The organism is Acinetobacter sp. 24-47-64 (assembly GCF_057737055.1).
Genome location: NZ_CM173215.1, coordinates 145,056 through 159,449, shown reverse-complemented (window position 1 = coordinate 159,449; position 14,394 = coordinate 145,056). Strand labels below are relative to the sequence as shown.

Here is a 14,394-nt window from a genome sequence, read left to right as displayed (position 1 = left end):
TATTAAGAAAAATTACAAAATTATTGTTACAACTTCAAATACAAGTTACATCAAACATTAACATCGTTGAATAAAACTAACAGGACTTGCTATTCCAACAATAGGTACAAGTCCATGATTAAAATAATTTCTACACTCTGTTTACTCACTATCAGTTCAATTACTTTAGCAGCAGGCAATCCTACACGAGTCGGTGATGTACTCGGTCGAGACCTCGACGTTCCACTCGTTGGTGCATTAGGGCATACAGGTGTATATGTAAGTTCAAACAATATTGTTCAAGTCATGAACAAAACGGCATATGTAGATGTGATTGAATATGTCAGCTTAAGTGGATTTAAAACTACAAAATATTGGGGAGCAAAGGCCAAAACAAGTTTTGGATATAAATCTCCTTACTCATCTGCTGCTAATCAAATCACTGCGATTTCAAATCAGCAACGACCTCATGTCGCTTACACGCTGTATTCAGCAACACCGAACCCAGCTGTGCAAGTCTGTTCACAATATAACTCCAACGGTGCTTGTAGCAAATATACATGGCAAAAGGGAACGTTCCGATGTGACAGCTTTACGAAATGGCTCTACACTCAGACAGGTAATGGTAATCTAGGAGGAAGCACACCGCGTGGAACTTTCAACAGTAGCTTACTCACAATTACACGAGTGTAAATAAATCATTCCCATTATATTGCCTTCACATCTCTGATGTTGAAGGCAACGACAGCTTAATATTATGAATAAGAAAAATATTTTTTTGGTTATTTTGATCTTCGTGATCTGTGCAGTAATTTTATGGGTGTATTTGAAATCGACAGCAGATACGACTCAAAGTATATCAAATCAAAACAATAATACTTCAACGCTAAAAAGCAATGAAGATCGTGCGACTAGCTTGTCTGAAAATAGTGCAGATATGGAACTCAACACTAACAACCTACCCGTATGGGCAAAAAAGTTACTTCAACTGGATCAATCTACTGCGAATCGAGAAGAAAAAATACATGATTTAATTCAGCTCCTTGAACAAAACCAGCATGATGAAAATGCAATAGAAGAAATCCTGACTCAACTTACTTCTCTCAATCCTTTAGAAGCAACTGAACAAATTTTGCCATTTCTCACACATCAAAATCCTAAAATTCAAAGCTTAGCGATAGGCGCACTGAATAATGCGATGTTGCTGACTGATCGAGAACATGAACTCAAAAAATCCCTACCTGAAAATCATTTGATTCGACAGAAAATTAGTCACGCTTTAGAGCAACGTTTTCAGGATCCAAATTTAGATCCAAAGGTTAAACAAGTTCTTATTTCTAGCCTACCGCATACCGCATCTGTCCAAACTCAGCACAGTCTTGTACAAGAACTTCTTCAACAAAATTCTATCTCACCAAACGAAGCACAATTTCTTTCTCAATATCTGCTAAATGGTCAGGGAAATAACACAACTTTAGAACAACTTGCGCATAAAAATCCGAAGATGATTGAAGACATTATTGCGAATTTAAATAATCAAATTGTCGACCAACCAGCTATTGTTGAAGTTCTGAATAATGATCAAAAAAAGCAACTACATGATTTTATCTTACAGCATCCACCAAACTCAAAAGATGGAAGCTATGGATATAAAAATGATATATGGCGATTTTCTTTAAACCAACTTCAACAATAAATAAAAGTTAGACTGGTTTTATATGAATATTTTTCAAGCTTATAATTACATAAAATTTACATTTAAAATAATTAAATAACTTCTCACTCCTATTTTAACTATAAATCAACATAGATTTAATACATTAATCTTTTTTATTTTAAGCTAAATTAATATTACATTTTAATCATTCATGATTTTATTTTTTTAATCGTGATGACTAAATATTTAGCACTCCAATAATCATAGTTATAAATTTAATGAGGGCATTATGAAAATAGTTTTAATTGGTGCAACAGGCATGGCAGGTTCTCGTATTCTTGAAGAGCTTGTTTCACGTGGACACTACGTCAAAGCGATTGCGCGTAATACAAGCAAAGTTTCAGATACAGAGCGTGTTTTAACTGTAGATTTAGATTTAAATGATCAAGAAGCACTTGTAAATGAGCTGAAAGGTCAAGATGCTGTAATTAGTGCAGTACGTTTCCAAGGTCTTGATATCAATTCACTTCTTAATGCTATTCGTGAATCAAAAGTTAAACGTTATATTGTTGTTGGTGGCGCTGGCGGTTTAACTGTACCAAATCAAAATGTGCGTGTAATCGATACAGAAGACTTCCCTGATGCATATAAAGCTGAGGCGGAAGCAGGCATTCAGTTCTTTGATAAGTTAAAACAAGTGGACGACTTTGACTGGACCTTTATTGCTCCTGCAGCGGAATTCGGTCCTGGTAAGCGAACTGGTGAATATCGCTCTGGTAAAGATGAACTTATCGTTGGTGAAGAAGGCAGTAAAATCTCTGCAGAAGATTTCGCAGTAGCGCTCAGTGATGAGCTTGAAAATAATAACCATATTCAAGAGCGCTTTAGCGTCGGTTATTAATATTCAATGATATTATTAAAAAAGGAAGCTTAAGCTTCCTTTTTTATTATTTATTTCACTCTATGAAATATTTTAAATAAATGAGATGTATGAAATCTAAAGAGGTTGTAATATTCATATAAATAAAATTTAAAAATTAGTATTTTTATGAATTATCTTGAGTATTTTTTATATATTTTCACTGTCATTATTATGATTGCCACTCCAGGCCCTGTTATGATTTTGGTGGCCAGTGCAGGTGCAAAAGGTGGTTATCGAAAAGCATTACAAACCATTTTAGGCACTAATGTCGCCTCACTATGTTTAATTGCGCTTTCAATTCTTGCACTTAAGGGTGTTCTTCATTTTAATGAGCATATTTTCAACATCATCAAAGTCCTAGGATGTCTTTATATTGGCTATTTAGGTTTTGAAATTCTTAGAGAAACTTTTCAGCACAATCAAACTGCCTCTTCAAAGATCAAGCCGATCGATAGTGGTTTTTCCAAAGGTTTTTTAGTTGGTATTTCCAATCCAAAAGATATTATTTTCTTCACTGCTTTTTTTCCGCAGTTTATTCAAATTACACCAAATATAGATTTAAGTTTGACGCTGTTAATCATCACATGGATTCTTCTAGATTTTGTCGTACTATCTTTGGTCTATTTAGGTTTTAACGCTATTTCTCAACAACGTATTTATTCAAAAATCTTAGCCTTGTGTGGCGCGATCCTCATGACCATCGCTGGGTATGGGATATTCAGCACAGCGCTCTTTTATGAGTCTCTTTAACTTATTTAAACTACAATTTATTCCCGGGGTTTCTAATGATGCAACCCGCCATTATCGTCTTTTATTCAGAAGATAAAAATCATTGATTAGATGATTCTTGCCTGCGATCAGGTTATACATTTGATATACCCCACCGTAGCAAAATCGTCCTTGAGTGATGAGGTAACAAGAACTGAATGAAAAGTTGGGCATAACGTAAAAATGTAATTTGTGTGATGCAGATAAGAATTTCGCATAAGCTCTATTATGTTAAATGGGAGGGAGGGAGCAAAATAAGTTAACATTTTGCTTCCGACCACATTAAGCTAGAGTTTTATTTAAATAAAGCTATTTAGTAATCATTAAATTAATTAAAATCTAAATCTAACACCAGCTCCATATAACCAACCTTTCTCAGAGTTTGATTCTATTTGCCACGACGTTTCATCATTACCTTTTGAATACTCATAGGCAATGTCGATATACGGCATGATCTTTTTACTGATTTCATAGCGAGTTTCAAGCCCTGCGGTTGCACTGCTTAAACCAGTTTTTTTCGCATATTTAGAGTCATCACTAAAGATCGCATCCAACTCTAAATAAGTTTGAATAATCAACTTTTGGGTAATCAGAAAATCACGTTCCGTTTCTAGACTAAAGCCCGCATAACTGTCTTCTCCTGCATAGAGATAAGCATCAGTTTCAAAGAAATATGGTGCCATACCATGTAAGCCAATCACTGCATCAACATTTTCTTCGGTGTCTTTGCGATGATCATCGAGTTCAACTTTTTCACTGCGATAACGTGCACCAATCTGTGCATCCCAAAAGTCTGAAATCATACGGCTATATAAAAGTTTGGCATCATAATGTGCATCATGCGATTCTTCTTTATCGGCATGAACTTTAATAAAAACCTTATTTTCATCTGTGCCAATACTGGTTTCAAACTCTGACTTTAAACCGCCTGTGCCATCTTCATTGACAAACCACTTATTATCCACCGTCGTAATCGCATAAATTTGCGCACCGTGTTCTGAGCGATGATCATAATGCGAACTCTGCTGAGTATTCGCATCTGGTACATGATGTAAATGATTAACCGTAGATGTTGCCTGATGTTGTGCATGATTCATCTCAGACATGGCTTGATGATTCATTGATGGCATATTTTTCCCATTATTCTGAGTGGTTGAATGATGCCCTTCGTGCGCCACACTTAAGGTCGTTAAACTCAATACCGCAACAGAAAAAATCGCTTTCAATACAAAATTAGTGATGTGCATGTTCAGCTCCTTTTTGCTCAGTTACTTGGTGAGTTTGAGTCGAATTTGTACCTTGAATTGGCATTGTAGATACTTGTTCATCGCTAACATTCGCCACGATTAACTTGTTCATCATCCCCGCACTCATGTGATACAACAAATGACAATGGATTGCCCATTCACCCAATTCATCCGCAGTTAATAAAGCCGTAACTGTTTTACCCGGTGGTACGATCAATGTGTGTTTATTTGGCATATCTACCGACTCTTGACCATTCTCCAACTGCATAAACATACCGTGTAAATGCATCGGGTGCGCCATCATACTGTCATTAATAAATTTGATACGGATACGCTCGCCATATTTCACTTTTAAAGGCTCAGCATCACTAAATTTTTTACCGTTAATGGTCCAAATATAACGTTCCATAGTACCGCCCAAACGCACGACCAATTCACTGCTGGCTTCACGAGTATCTTTTTGCGGCTCTAACGATTTTAAATCGCTATATTGCAAGGCTTTGTTACCTGCAGGTGTAGAGGCATTTGCCCAACCATAAACCACTTGATCATTTTTTTGCGGTTTTACTGCGCTATGCTGTGAATGATCCGTGCCTTTCATATCGCCATGGTTCATTTTCGAATGATCCATTCCTGAATGATCACCACCACCATGTCCCATATCTTCCATAGTCAAAAGCGAGCGTGAACGTGGCTGAGGCATATGAATGCCGTGTGTTACAGGATTTAGTTCATTGTGTAGCGTACCAATCGCATAACCTGAACGGTCAATTGACTCAGCTTCAATTTGATAATGTCCACCTTTTGGCTCCACAATCACATCATAAGTTTCAGCCGTACCAATACGGAATTCATCTACAGAAATGGGTTTCACAGGCTGACCATCAGCACTAACCACAGTCATTTTCAAGTTAGGAATACGGACATCGTAGAAAGACATCGCAGATGCATTCACAAAACGTAGGCGAATTTTTTCATTCGGTTTAAACATTCCTGTCCAATTTTGTTCAGGTGTTTTGCCATTAATGAGGAAGGTATAACCTGTAACATCTGACATGTCGGTTTTTAGCATACGCATCTGATTCCACATGTTGCGGTCAGACCATGTCGCTTTTATACCATCACGTTTAACCTGCTTCCAAACATCACCCAAGGTTTCACGCTGATCTTGATAATATTCAGCTGAAATTTTAAGATCTTTCTGAATTTGATCACTGGTTTTTTCATGAAAATCTGACAACATCACCACATAGTCACGTTCAGCTTTTTCATGTGCTGCCAATGGTGTTTTACCTTTTGGATAAATCACAAAAGAACCATATAAGCCGTCTTGTTCCTGTCCTTTAGAATGAGCGTGATACCAATAAGTCCCGCTTTGGCGAATCTTGAATTTATAAACATACTCGCTTTGAGGCTTAATACCGTTAAAACCATTAAATCCTGGTACACCATCCATAATGCCCGGCAACAACAGTCCGTGCCAATGAATAGAAGAATCTTGGTTTTTTAAATTATTTTTCACGCGAATGATGGCTTCATCACCCTCTTCAAACTCAAGCAAAGGCGCAGGAAATTGACCATTTACGGTAATGCGCTTTACAGGCTTTCCAGTTGGGCTGACCACTGCTTCATCAATAACAAGCTGATATTCACGCACTTCGGCAAAAACCAAAGGCGACGATGCAAAACAAATACCTGCTAATAGGTACGAACTAATTTTATGAGACATAACTTAACCTTAATTTTTGAAAAATAAATAAATTTTAAAAAAATTGGTTAAGTTTTAGGAGGACGTGAAATTTCTTGCCAATACCCATTTAGATATTGGTTGAGGTAATAAAAATTAGGCTGATCTATAGAATAGAAGGTATCTAGGGGATCTAGCGAGCTTTGCAAAGAATGAAGACATGAGATCTGTGTCTGGCAGGATAAGCTAGAACATTCCTGACACTTTTTGTGATCTATATTCTGATTAATAGCTAAATGATTATGGCAATCGGTATTCGTTTGTACTTCGTGATTAATACCATGTTGAGTGACTTGCTGTGCTTGATCTAAACAATGATCTTGGCTCATTTCAGTTTGCATATTGATATGCATTATCTTTACTGATGCAACAGACACACTACTCCATCCTATGGCAAAAACCATAAGAAAACAAAACCAAAGTTTTTTGGAGAGATGAGTCAACACGAATGCTATCTAGGAATAGAATTTAATCCAAAATATCTTAACGGAATTTCAACTATTTACAACTCAATATAATTTAGTAGTTTCTCTAAAATTAACATAATACACCTTATGCGAAATCAAAAATGGGAGTCTTAGGCTCCCATTTTTTACTATTTTTTTTAAAATTTCGTATAACGCCTATTATGTTAAATGGGGGGATTTATTTAATCCGCTTACCATCTTTATCTATGATGATTTGACCATCCTCTTTGATAAAAGCTCCTAATTGAGGCGCAGACAAAATATCTAAAACGAGTTCAGATGGTCTACAAAGTTTTACACCGATCTCAGTTACTACGAATGGACGATTAATCAAAATTGGATACTCAAGCATAAAATTAATGAGCTGTTCATCTGTCCAGTGTGGCTTATCCAATTTATGAGTTTCAAAAGGTTCTACATTTTTACGAATAGCTTCATGTACAGAAAGACCTGATTTTTCAATTAAATTAATCAGTTCTCTCTTGCTCGGAGGATTGAGAAGATACTCAATAATTTCAGGTTCCTCTCCGGTATTTCGAATTAAAGCCAGTGTATTTCTTGATGTTCCGCAAGCAGGGTTGTGATAGATCTTAACTTTTGATGACATTGGATTAACTCAAAGCTTAGTAATATTGCATTTATATATGGATATGCGTATATTCGCAATAGCATATATTGGAGTGTAGATGATGGATCAAGCAGATTTCTTTAAATGCCTATCTGACCCGACACGTCTAGATATTTTAAAAATTATTTTAGCAAGACAAAATGTATGTGTTTGTGAAATCACAGAGATATTACAACTGAGCCAACCCAAAATTTCTCGTCACTTGGCTTTACTCCGTAACCTCTCAATTTTGCTAGATGAGCGCAAGGGACAATGGGTGTATTACCGATTAAATCCTGATTTACCAGAATGGGTAAATGCAGTGCTCAATGTCTTAAATGATGAAGTACTGAATAAACCTGCAAGCAACTTATCTATCTCTATGCAATGCGAGTAATTCAATGTCCGGATCAAAGCTCTCATTCTTAGATCGAAATCTAACGCTATGGATTTTTATTGCCATGGCATTAGGAGTAGGTATTGGTGTATTTTTTCCTCAAGCATCTGTGGTACTCGATCAATTAAGCATTAATTCAGTGAATATCCCTATCGCAATAGGGCTTATTTTGATGATGTATCCACCACTTGCCAAAGTAGACTATGCGACTTTGCCTAAAGTCTTTGAGGACAAGCGAACCCTTACATTATCTCTCGTTCAAAACTGGCTAATAGCACCTTGCTTAATGTTTGGTTTGGCAATCATTTTTTTACATGCCTATCCTGAATACATGACTGGCCTAATTCTCATAGGCTTAGCCCGATGTATTGCGATGGTCCTCGTCTGGAACGATCTGGCATGTGGGGATAATCAATATGTCGCTGCCTTAGTCGCGTTTAACAGTATCTTCCAGATCTTATTCTTTAGTACTTATGTCTGGTTATTCTTAACCTTCTTACCACCATTCTTTGGGGTAGAAGCACAAATCATTAATGTGAGCTTTTGGACAATTACCCATGCTGTTCTTATTTATCTAGGTATTCCGTTCTTACTTGGGTGTTTAACCCGACTGATTTTGGTTAAAAAGAATGGTTTGGCTTGGTATCAGGATAAATTTATCCCAAAGATTAGCCCAATCAGCCTTATTGCCCTTTTATTCACGATTGTAGCCATGTTCAGTCTTAAAGGTGGTGAAGTGATTAGCCTTCCTCTAGACGTGCTTAGAATCGCTATTCCTTTGACAATTTACTTTGTTGCGATGTTCTTCATCAGCTTCTTTATGAGTAAGTGGATGGGCAATGATTACCCTAAAACGACTGCTATTTCCTTTACTGCGGCAGGCAACAATTTTGAATTAGCACTGGCCGTAGCGATTGCCACTTTTGGATTAGCTTCACCTGTAGCTTTCACAACCGTGATTGGTCCGCTTGTTGAAGTTCCTGTATTGATTGCTTTAGTGACAGTGTCGCTATGGCTTAGAAAAAAAGTGTTTAAAGAGGCATGAGTCGAATGAACCTACCAAATATTGATCCTAGTCTTTTAGAAAAACCGACTTTAGAAAAAGTTCAGGCAAAGAACCTTAAACATCCACCAAGAATACTGCTTTTGTATGGCTCAAATCGTGATAGATCATATAGCCGTTTAGCTGTTCAGGAAGCTGGTCGAATTCTTGAATATTTTGGTGCGGAAGTGAAAATCTTCCATCCAAAAGGGCTACCCCTCCCTGAAGATGGTGATATGCAACATACAAAGGTTAAGGAACTCCATGAACTCTTAGCATGGTCAGAAGGCATGGTGTGGTGCTCTCCTGAGCGTCATGGCTCAATGAGTTCGATATTGAAAGCTCAAATTGATTGGATTCCATTAGCAGCGGGTGCAATCCGTGCAACGCAAGGTAAAACCTTAGCTGTAATGCAAGTGTGTGGAGGTTCGCAATCCTTTAATGCTGTAAATCAATTACGTATTTTAGGGCGTTGGATGCGTATGATCACGATACCAAATCAGTCCTCAGTCCCTAAAGCATTTCTAGAGTTTGAAGAGGATGGTCGTATGAAGCCTTCTTCTTATTACATGAGGATTGTCGATGTGATGGAAGAACTTTATAAATTTACGCTTTTAACCAGGGGACAGTCCTCATATCTCACAGACCGTTACTCTGAACGTGTAGAAAGTGCAGAAGAGCTTTCAAAGCGTGTGAATCAAAAGAGTATCTAGATTTCCTAAAATTAACATAATACACCTTATGCGAAATGATTTTTTATTAAATACAAATCAATAACTTATATCAATATAAAAAACCCAGACCTATAGATCTGGGCTTTTTTATAGATTCTTCAAGTTCCACGCTTATTTATTAAGCAATGTTTCACATTAATATTAAGTAGAACTTTATAAGACTTAGATTCCGTACTTCACACGGTACGCTTCCATTTTCGCTAAAGCATCTTTGTCGCCTTTAGCATCTAAGTAATCCATTAAATCTTTCATTGTGATAAGCGCATGCACAGGAATTTCAAGCTCTTTTTGAACTTCTTGAATCGCAGACAATTCACCCTGACCTTTTTCTTGACGGTCAAGCGCAACCAATACACCCGCTATTTGCGCGCCTGCATTTTTTAAAATGGTCACAACTTCACGAATGGCTGTACCCGCAGTGATTACATCATCAATGATCCATACCTTTTTACCTTCAACTGAAGCACCAACTAAACCCCCCCCCTCACCGTGATCTTTAACTTCTTTACGGTTGAAGCCCCAAGGTACACTTACACCGTGGTTTTGTGACAATGCCACAGCCGTTGCAGCGACAAATGGAATACCTTTATACGCAGGGCCAAAAATCACTTCAACATTATCACATTCAGTTAATTTTGCTGCATAGCCAGAAGCCAAGCCAGTTAAGGCTTCACCGTCATTTAACAAACCGGCGTTGAAAAAATAAGGACTCACACGACCTGATTTTAAAGTAAACTCACCAAATTTAAGCACACCACGTGATAATGCCAGTTCGATAAAAGCTTGTGGATTAAATGCCGCTTGCGCTGTCATGAGGTGCTCCATTTATTAAATTGAGGTTAAACTCGAGCATGATACCAAAGAGTAGCTATCCTAGTGATCAAAAAATTTTACGTGTCGTATCAATCAACGTAAATGGTCTTCGTTCTGCAGAAAAAAAAGGAATTTTTGACTGGATGGCAACTTCAGATGCCGATGTCATTTGCATGCAAGAATCCCGTATTACACACGAACAATGGACAGATAAATTTAAGCCAGAAGGTTGGTATACACACCTATTCCCAGCTGAGCGTCCTGGCTATGCTGGTACCGCAATCTATAGTCGTTTGCCGTTTATCTCAGTTACCGATGGTCTGGGTTTTGAATTGGCTGATTCACAAGGTCGTTTTATCTCAGCAGAATTTGATCTAGGCTTAGAGAAAACAGCTCATATTTGCTCACTCTATTTACCATCAGGTTCTTCTGGTGAAGAAGCACAAGCCCGTAAAGATCACTTTCTAAATGAATACAAGCAGATCTTGAAACAATGGCGTGATGAAGGTAAATCTGTGATTGTTTGCGGTGACTACAATATCGTACATAAACGCATTGATATTAAGAACTGGTCAGGCAATCAAAAAGCTTCAGGTTGTTTACCACATGAACGTGCATGGCTCGATCATATTTATGATGATTTAGGCTATGTCGATACCTTCCGTGAAGTGCGTAAAGAAGCAGAACTTTATTCATGGTGGTCAAACCGAGGACAAGCCCGTGCCAAGAATGTGGGTTGGCGGATTGACTATCATGCTTGCTCACCAGATTGGAAAGATCGTACTGTGAATGCATGGGTATATAAAGAAACGTGGTTTAGCGATCATGCCCCTGTCATTATCGATTATAAAATTTAGTGCCGTGCAAACTGAGTGAACAACTGTTTCCTAAATGTACGCTAATTGCTCACAAATCTTGTCGTGTTAACGTATTTTTATTCCGACTAATTCAGTGCATTATTGTCGCACGGCACAGGGACATGTCAGGATGACAATAGGGATTGGAAGCCGTAGGATGAAAAGAAAATAAATTTCGGTTTATTTTCCAAGGATGAAGACATTGGACGTTGAATTGAGACCCGCATGATCAGGATGATTTAATGCGGGTTTTCTCTATTTAAAAGATCAATACAAATTTTAAGATAAGAAATTTTCCACCATTTTATTGATAACCACCATAAAGCCACACTGTAGATTTCAAACCTATTTAAAATATTCTGATCTCATTTATGTTTTTGCGTAAATTTTGCTAAGCTCTAGACTGATCACAATGAATAAGACTGTTAGAGATGATTAAAGTTTACGGCATTAAAAATTGCAACTCGATGAAAAAAGCATTCGATTTACTCAATGAGTTGGGGCTTAGTTATGAGTTCCACGATTATAAGAAACAAGGTATTGATGCTGAAACAGTACAAAAATGGCTAAATGATCTTGGTGCTGAACTTGTCCTCAATAAAAAGGGAACGACTTGGCGTAAATTGTCTGAGGAAGATCAACAAATTGCCCTTGCATCTGAACAGGGTTTGATTGAAGCACTGACTACACATACGAGCCTTATTAAAAGACCAGTGATCACTACTGAATCAGGCTATGTAGTAGGTTTTGATGAGAATGCGATAAAAGCATTAAAGAAATAAAAAAAGCCGAGCAACTACTCGGCTTTTTTATGAATCTTAAATTAGTTCACGCGTACCCAAGTTTGGTTACGACCAAGCGCTGATACGCCGATGAAACCACGAAGTTCGAGCTTTTGACCACCGTCTTTCAATGAACCCTTCAATTTGTAAGTTTTTCCAGATTGTGGGTCTAAGATTGAACCACCATCGTAATTCGTTCCACCTACATTTTTAAGACCCTTCACAATGGTTAAACCTTTTAAAGATTTCTTGTGATAGGGACCTTCACAGTTCGTACATGAATTTTCTTGACCCGGTGTGACAACACTCTGAATCGTTGCATTCAATGTTCCGTTTGGCTGTTCAGTGAATTTTACAAAAGCTTTAGCTTTTTTAGTTTTCTCATCAATCGTATTCCACACGGTACCATTGAGTGGATCTGCAGCATTTGCAAATACTGCTGAAGCGAGTAATCCTAACGCTAGTGCAATTTTTTTCATTGTTTTTTGTTTCCCTTGCTGAATTGACTTTAATATTATTAAAAATTGATAACATTTAAGCAATTTTTGAATGTGACTATTTAGTGTACCATTGTAATGCTGTGTGCTGATAATAAACATAATTTCATTAATATGGAAAAACAATGAAGATCAATCCGGTTTTGAAACAATACATAACAGAGTCTTTTTTAAAAACGAGTCTTCGCTTTCCGAGTCGCTTTAATCTTCCCCCCACCGTACTTCGTGTTGCCTTAGAGCAGATGACGCGTGTTTTTCCACAGTCCAAAGATGTCAGTATTCGCAAACTAAGAATCGCAGGTATTCGTGCCGAAGAAATTTTGCCTCAACCTGAAACGACTCAGCTCATTTTTCACATTCATGGTGGCGCATTCTTTTTAGGATCGTTAAATACACATCGCGCATTGATGACTGAAATGGCACTTCGGACTCAAATGCAAGTGCTACATATCGATTACCCTCTTTCACCTGAACAACGTTTCCCCGATCTCGGAGAAGCAATCTATGATGTGTACCAATTATTGGTAGAGCAAGGTGCTCAACCGAAAGATATTATTTTATCTGGCGATTCTTGTGGTGCCAATTTAGCACTTGCACTGGCTTTACGTTTAAAAGAAGAAAATCCAAAACTTCTTCCAAGTGGCTTGATTTTAATGTCACCCTTTCTTGACTTAACTTTGACCAGTGAATCTCTACGCTACAATCAAAAGCATGATGCTTTATTGTCAATTGAAGCTTTAGAAGCAGGCATAAATCATTATGTTCCTAAAGGTGTAGATGTCTCAATTCCCGAAATTTCCCCAATTTTTGGAGATCTCAAAGGATTGCCACCGACATTGGTTCAGGTGGGTTCAAAAGAAATTTTGTTAGACGACTCTACGCGATTTGAAGAAAAGGCTAAAGCAGCTGGAGTAGATGTTGAGTTTAAGTTATACACCGGTATGTGGCATAACTTCCAAATGTTTAGCGCTTGGTTTGATGAAGCAAAGCAAGCTTTGACCGATATCGCAGAGTTTGCCCATCGTTTGGATAAAGACTGATTGAATCAAAACTGAAGTAAACATAAAAAAGAGTAGCGTAAGCTACTCCTTTTTTATTCATTTAGAATAAGTATGAGACACCAAATCCACCATGATAACTTCGATCGGATCCACTTAGGTCTACACCGATGCTTGCATCTAACTGCGCACGATCATTCAAGGCATAGATTAAACCAGATGCCAGTCCATACTCTCGCTCTTGGCTTTCTTTCTTGGTAAATACTGCTTCAGAATAGCCCGATAAATTACCCACGATTTTATAGCCAATTGTCGGGACAGCAGTCACAGACCAATCACTATTTTGAGCTGAATAGAACATTCCTATTCCTGTCGTTACAGTATCGTTATATTGATACTCAACAGATGAGCCCAAGGTATAAATATCATCAACATAAGTAAAACGATCATTTCCTGTTGCGATTTTAGCTTGCGCCAAAATAGCCATTTTCAGTTGATCATCTTGTAAGTCAACGTGATGCTTAATCCCAACAGAAACATCACCTAAACCATCATGGTCATCAGTTCGATTTTGGATTCGGGTCCGCTCCCACGCTGGGCCATCCCAACCCAATTGAAGCTCAGTATTCTTACTCAATCCCGTACGCAACAGGACATCAGCATTGAGTCGCAATGATTTATTTTTAAAACCATTTTCAGTACTTTCAACATACTGTGCAGTTGGAAGTCCCTGCTCCCATGCCAATTGACCTACGGGCGTAATGCCTGTGCTGAAACTCGTACCAGGTCGATCGAAGGCAAAATCTGCAGCCATCGCACTTACACTCGCAGTTGAGCAAAGTATCAAGCTCAGTTGTTTTAATTTTGTCATGGGGCACCC

General features: G+C 37.8%; 17 protein-coding genes. 10 read left to right on the top strand and 7 right to left on the bottom strand.

Annotated features, from left to right (window positions below; all coding sequences use genetic code 11):
• Window positions 1-114 precede the first annotated feature (114 nt).
• The 4 genes from AC1M85_RS00780 to AC1M85_RS00765 all read left to right on the top strand — a co-directional run bounded on the left by AC1M85_RS00780 (window position 115) and on the right by AC1M85_RS00765 (window position 3,308).
• On the top strand, window positions 115-672 hold the full coding sequence (locus AC1M85_RS00780; RefSeq protein WP_035270262.1) for a hypothetical protein: 558 nt from the start codon (window positions 115-117) through the stop codon (window positions 670-672).
• Window positions 673-736: 64 nt separating this feature from the next.
• Window positions 737-1,675 carry a hypothetical protein gene (locus AC1M85_RS00775; RefSeq protein WP_488213371.1) on the top strand — a complete coding sequence of 313 codons (939 nt, stop codon included), beginning with the start codon at window positions 737-739 and terminating at the stop codon, window positions 1,673-1,675.
• A 250-nt stretch (window positions 1,676-1,925) separates the two neighbouring features.
• Window positions 1,926-2,537 carry an NAD(P)-dependent oxidoreductase gene (locus AC1M85_RS00770; protein WP_488213370.1) on the top strand — a complete coding sequence of 204 codons (612 nt, stop codon included), beginning with the start codon at window positions 1,926-1,928 and terminating at the stop codon, window positions 2,535-2,537.
• Between the two features lie 147 nt (window positions 2,538-2,684).
• Entirely contained in the window at window positions 2,685-3,308 is a 624-nt protein-coding gene (locus tag AC1M85_RS00765; RefSeq protein WP_488213369.1) for a LysE family translocator, read from the top strand.
• 350 nt (window positions 3,309-3,658) lie between these two features.
• Here AC1M85_RS00765 and AC1M85_RS00760 read toward each other — a convergent pair whose 3' ends face one another.
• The 4 genes from AC1M85_RS00760 to arsC all read right to left on the bottom strand — a co-directional run bounded on the left by AC1M85_RS00760 (window position 3,659) and on the right by arsC (window position 7,394).
• Window positions 3,659-4,573, bottom strand: a complete 915-nt coding sequence (locus AC1M85_RS00760; RefSeq protein ID WP_481954331.1) for a copper resistance protein B — start codon at window positions 4,571-4,573, stop codon at window positions 3,659-3,661.
• Window positions 4,560-6,302 (bottom strand): multicopper oxidase domain-containing protein, encoded by a 1,743-nt coding sequence (locus AC1M85_RS00755; protein ID WP_481608668.1) that lies wholly within the window; start codon window positions 6,300-6,302, stop codon window positions 4,560-4,562. The genes AC1M85_RS00760 and AC1M85_RS00755 overlap by 14 nt, the downstream gene beginning before the upstream one ends.
• 47 nt (window positions 6,303-6,349) lie before the next feature.
• Window positions 6,350-6,697: a hypothetical protein gene (locus AC1M85_RS00750; protein WP_081401042.1), complete on the bottom strand. Its 348-nt coding sequence runs from the start codon at window positions 6,695-6,697 to the stop codon at window positions 6,350-6,352.
• Between the two features lie 268 nt (window positions 6,698-6,965).
• The gene (gene arsC / locus AC1M85_RS00745; RefSeq protein ID WP_488213368.1) at window positions 6,966-7,394 is read right to left on the bottom strand and encodes an arsenate reductase (glutaredoxin); all 429 of its coding nucleotides are present in this window, start codon (window positions 7,392-7,394) and stop codon (window positions 6,966-6,968) included.
• 82 nt (window positions 7,395-7,476) lie between these two features.
• Here arsC and AC1M85_RS00740 point away from each other — a divergent pair, with 82 nt between their 5' ends.
• The 3 genes from AC1M85_RS00740 to arsH are packed head-to-tail and all read left to right on the top strand — an operon-like array spanning window position 7,477 to window position 9,546.
• Window positions 7,477-7,791: an ArsR/SmtB family transcription factor gene (locus AC1M85_RS00740; protein ID WP_035264683.1), complete on the top strand. Its 315-nt coding sequence runs from the start codon at window positions 7,477-7,479 to the stop codon at window positions 7,789-7,791.
• Between the two features lie 4 nt (window positions 7,792-7,795).
• Window positions 7,796-8,836, top strand: coding sequence for an ACR3 family arsenite efflux transporter (gene arsB / locus AC1M85_RS00735; RefSeq protein ID WP_488213367.1), 1,041 nt, complete (start codon window positions 7,796-7,798; stop codon window positions 8,834-8,836).
• Window positions 8,837-8,841: 5 nt separating this feature from the next.
• The gene (gene arsH, locus AC1M85_RS00730; RefSeq protein WP_035264925.1) at window positions 8,842-9,546 is read left to right on the top strand and encodes an arsenical resistance protein ArsH; all 705 of its coding nucleotides are present in this window, start codon (window positions 8,842-8,844) and stop codon (window positions 9,544-9,546) included.
• Between the two features lie 183 nt (window positions 9,547-9,729).
• Here the strand turns inward: arsH and pyrE are convergent, their stop codons facing one another.
• Complete coding sequence (pyrE, locus tag AC1M85_RS00725) at window positions 9,730-10,380, bottom strand: orotate phosphoribosyltransferase (RefSeq protein WP_481612368.1); 651 nt, start codon at window positions 10,378-10,380, stop codon at window positions 9,730-9,732.
• Window positions 10,381-10,418: 38 nt separating this feature from the next.
• Between pyrE and AC1M85_RS00720 the strand changes: the two genes are divergently transcribed.
• Entirely contained in the window at window positions 10,419-11,237 is an 819-nt protein-coding gene (locus tag AC1M85_RS00720) for an exodeoxyribonuclease III (RefSeq protein WP_035264689.1), read from the top strand.
• A 431-nt stretch (window positions 11,238-11,668) separates the two neighbouring features.
• A complete protein-coding gene (locus AC1M85_RS00715) occupies window positions 11,669-12,019 on the top strand; it encodes a Spx/MgsR family RNA polymerase-binding regulatory protein (protein WP_092766526.1) in 351 nt (116 codons plus the stop codon).
• Between the two features lie 41 nt (window positions 12,020-12,060).
• On the opposite strand, the gene AC1M85_RS00710 is transcribed toward AC1M85_RS00715, so the two are convergent.
• Window positions 12,061-12,498, bottom strand: coding sequence for a DUF2147 domain-containing protein (locus tag AC1M85_RS00710; RefSeq protein WP_035264927.1), 438 nt, complete (start codon window positions 12,496-12,498; stop codon window positions 12,061-12,063).
• A gap of 143 nt (window positions 12,499-12,641) precedes the next feature.
• Between AC1M85_RS00710 and AC1M85_RS00705 the strand changes: the two genes are divergently transcribed.
• Entirely contained in the window at window positions 12,642-13,556 is a 915-nt protein-coding gene (locus AC1M85_RS00705; protein WP_035264694.1) for an alpha/beta hydrolase, read from the top strand.
• 61 nt (window positions 13,557-13,617) lie between these two features.
• Here AC1M85_RS00705 and AC1M85_RS00700 read toward each other — a convergent pair whose 3' ends face one another.
• Window positions 13,618-14,385, bottom strand: a complete 768-nt coding sequence (locus AC1M85_RS00700; protein WP_035264697.1) for a transporter — start codon at window positions 14,383-14,385, stop codon at window positions 13,618-13,620.
• Window positions 14,386-14,394: the final 9 nt, after the last annotated feature.

Bases quoted from the DNA above. Each gene is read 5' to 3' on its own strand.
- AC1M85_RS00780 (WP_035270262.1), top strand. From the start codon at position 115: ATGATTAAAATAATTTCTACACTCTGTTTACTCACTATCAGTTCAATT.
- AC1M85_RS00775 (WP_488213371.1), top strand. From the start codon at position 737: ATGAATAAGAAAAATATTTTTTTGGTTATTTTGATCTTCGTGATCTGT.
- AC1M85_RS00770 (WP_488213370.1), top strand. From the start codon at position 1,926: ATGAAAATAGTTTTAATTGGTGCAACAGGCATGGCAGGTTCTCGTATT.
- AC1M85_RS00765 (WP_488213369.1), top strand. From the start codon at position 2,685: ATGAATTATCTTGAGTATTTTTTATATATTTTCACTGTCATTATTATG.
- AC1M85_RS00760 (WP_481954331.1), bottom strand. From the start codon at position 4,573: ATGCACATCACTAATTTTGTATTGAAAGCGATTTTTTCTGTTGCGGTA.
- AC1M85_RS00755 (WP_481608668.1), bottom strand. From the start codon at position 6,302: ATGTCTCATAAAATTAGTTCGTACCTATTAGCAGGTATTTGTTTTGCA.
- arsC (WP_488213368.1), bottom strand. From the start codon at position 7,394: ATGTCATCAAAAGTTAAGATCTATCACAACCCTGCTTGCGGAACATCA.
- AC1M85_RS00740 (WP_035264683.1), top strand. From the start codon at position 7,477: ATGGATCAAGCAGATTTCTTTAAATGCCTATCTGACCCGACACGTCTA.
- arsB (WP_488213367.1), top strand. From the start codon at position 7,796: ATGTCCGGATCAAAGCTCTCATTCTTAGATCGAAATCTAACGCTATGG.
- arsH (WP_035264925.1), top strand. From the start codon at position 8,842: ATGAACCTACCAAATATTGATCCTAGTCTTTTAGAAAAACCGACTTTA.
- pyrE (WP_481612368.1), bottom strand. From the start codon at position 10,380: ATGACAGCGCAAGCGGCATTTAATCCACAAGCTTTTATCGAACTGGCA.
- AC1M85_RS00720 (WP_035264689.1), top strand. From the start codon at position 10,419: ATGATACCAAAGAGTAGCTATCCTAGTGATCAAAAAATTTTACGTGTC.
- AC1M85_RS00715 (WP_092766526.1), top strand. From the start codon at position 11,669: ATGATTAAAGTTTACGGCATTAAAAATTGCAACTCGATGAAAAAAGCA.
- AC1M85_RS00710 (WP_035264927.1), bottom strand. From the start codon at position 12,498: ATGAAAAAAATTGCACTAGCGTTAGGATTACTCGCTTCAGCAGTATTT.
- AC1M85_RS00705 (WP_035264694.1), top strand. From the start codon at position 12,642: ATGAAGATCAATCCGGTTTTGAAACAATACATAACAGAGTCTTTTTTA.
- AC1M85_RS00700 (WP_035264697.1), bottom strand. From the start codon at position 14,385: ATGACAAAATTAAAACAACTGAGCTTGATACTTTGCTCAACTGCGAGT.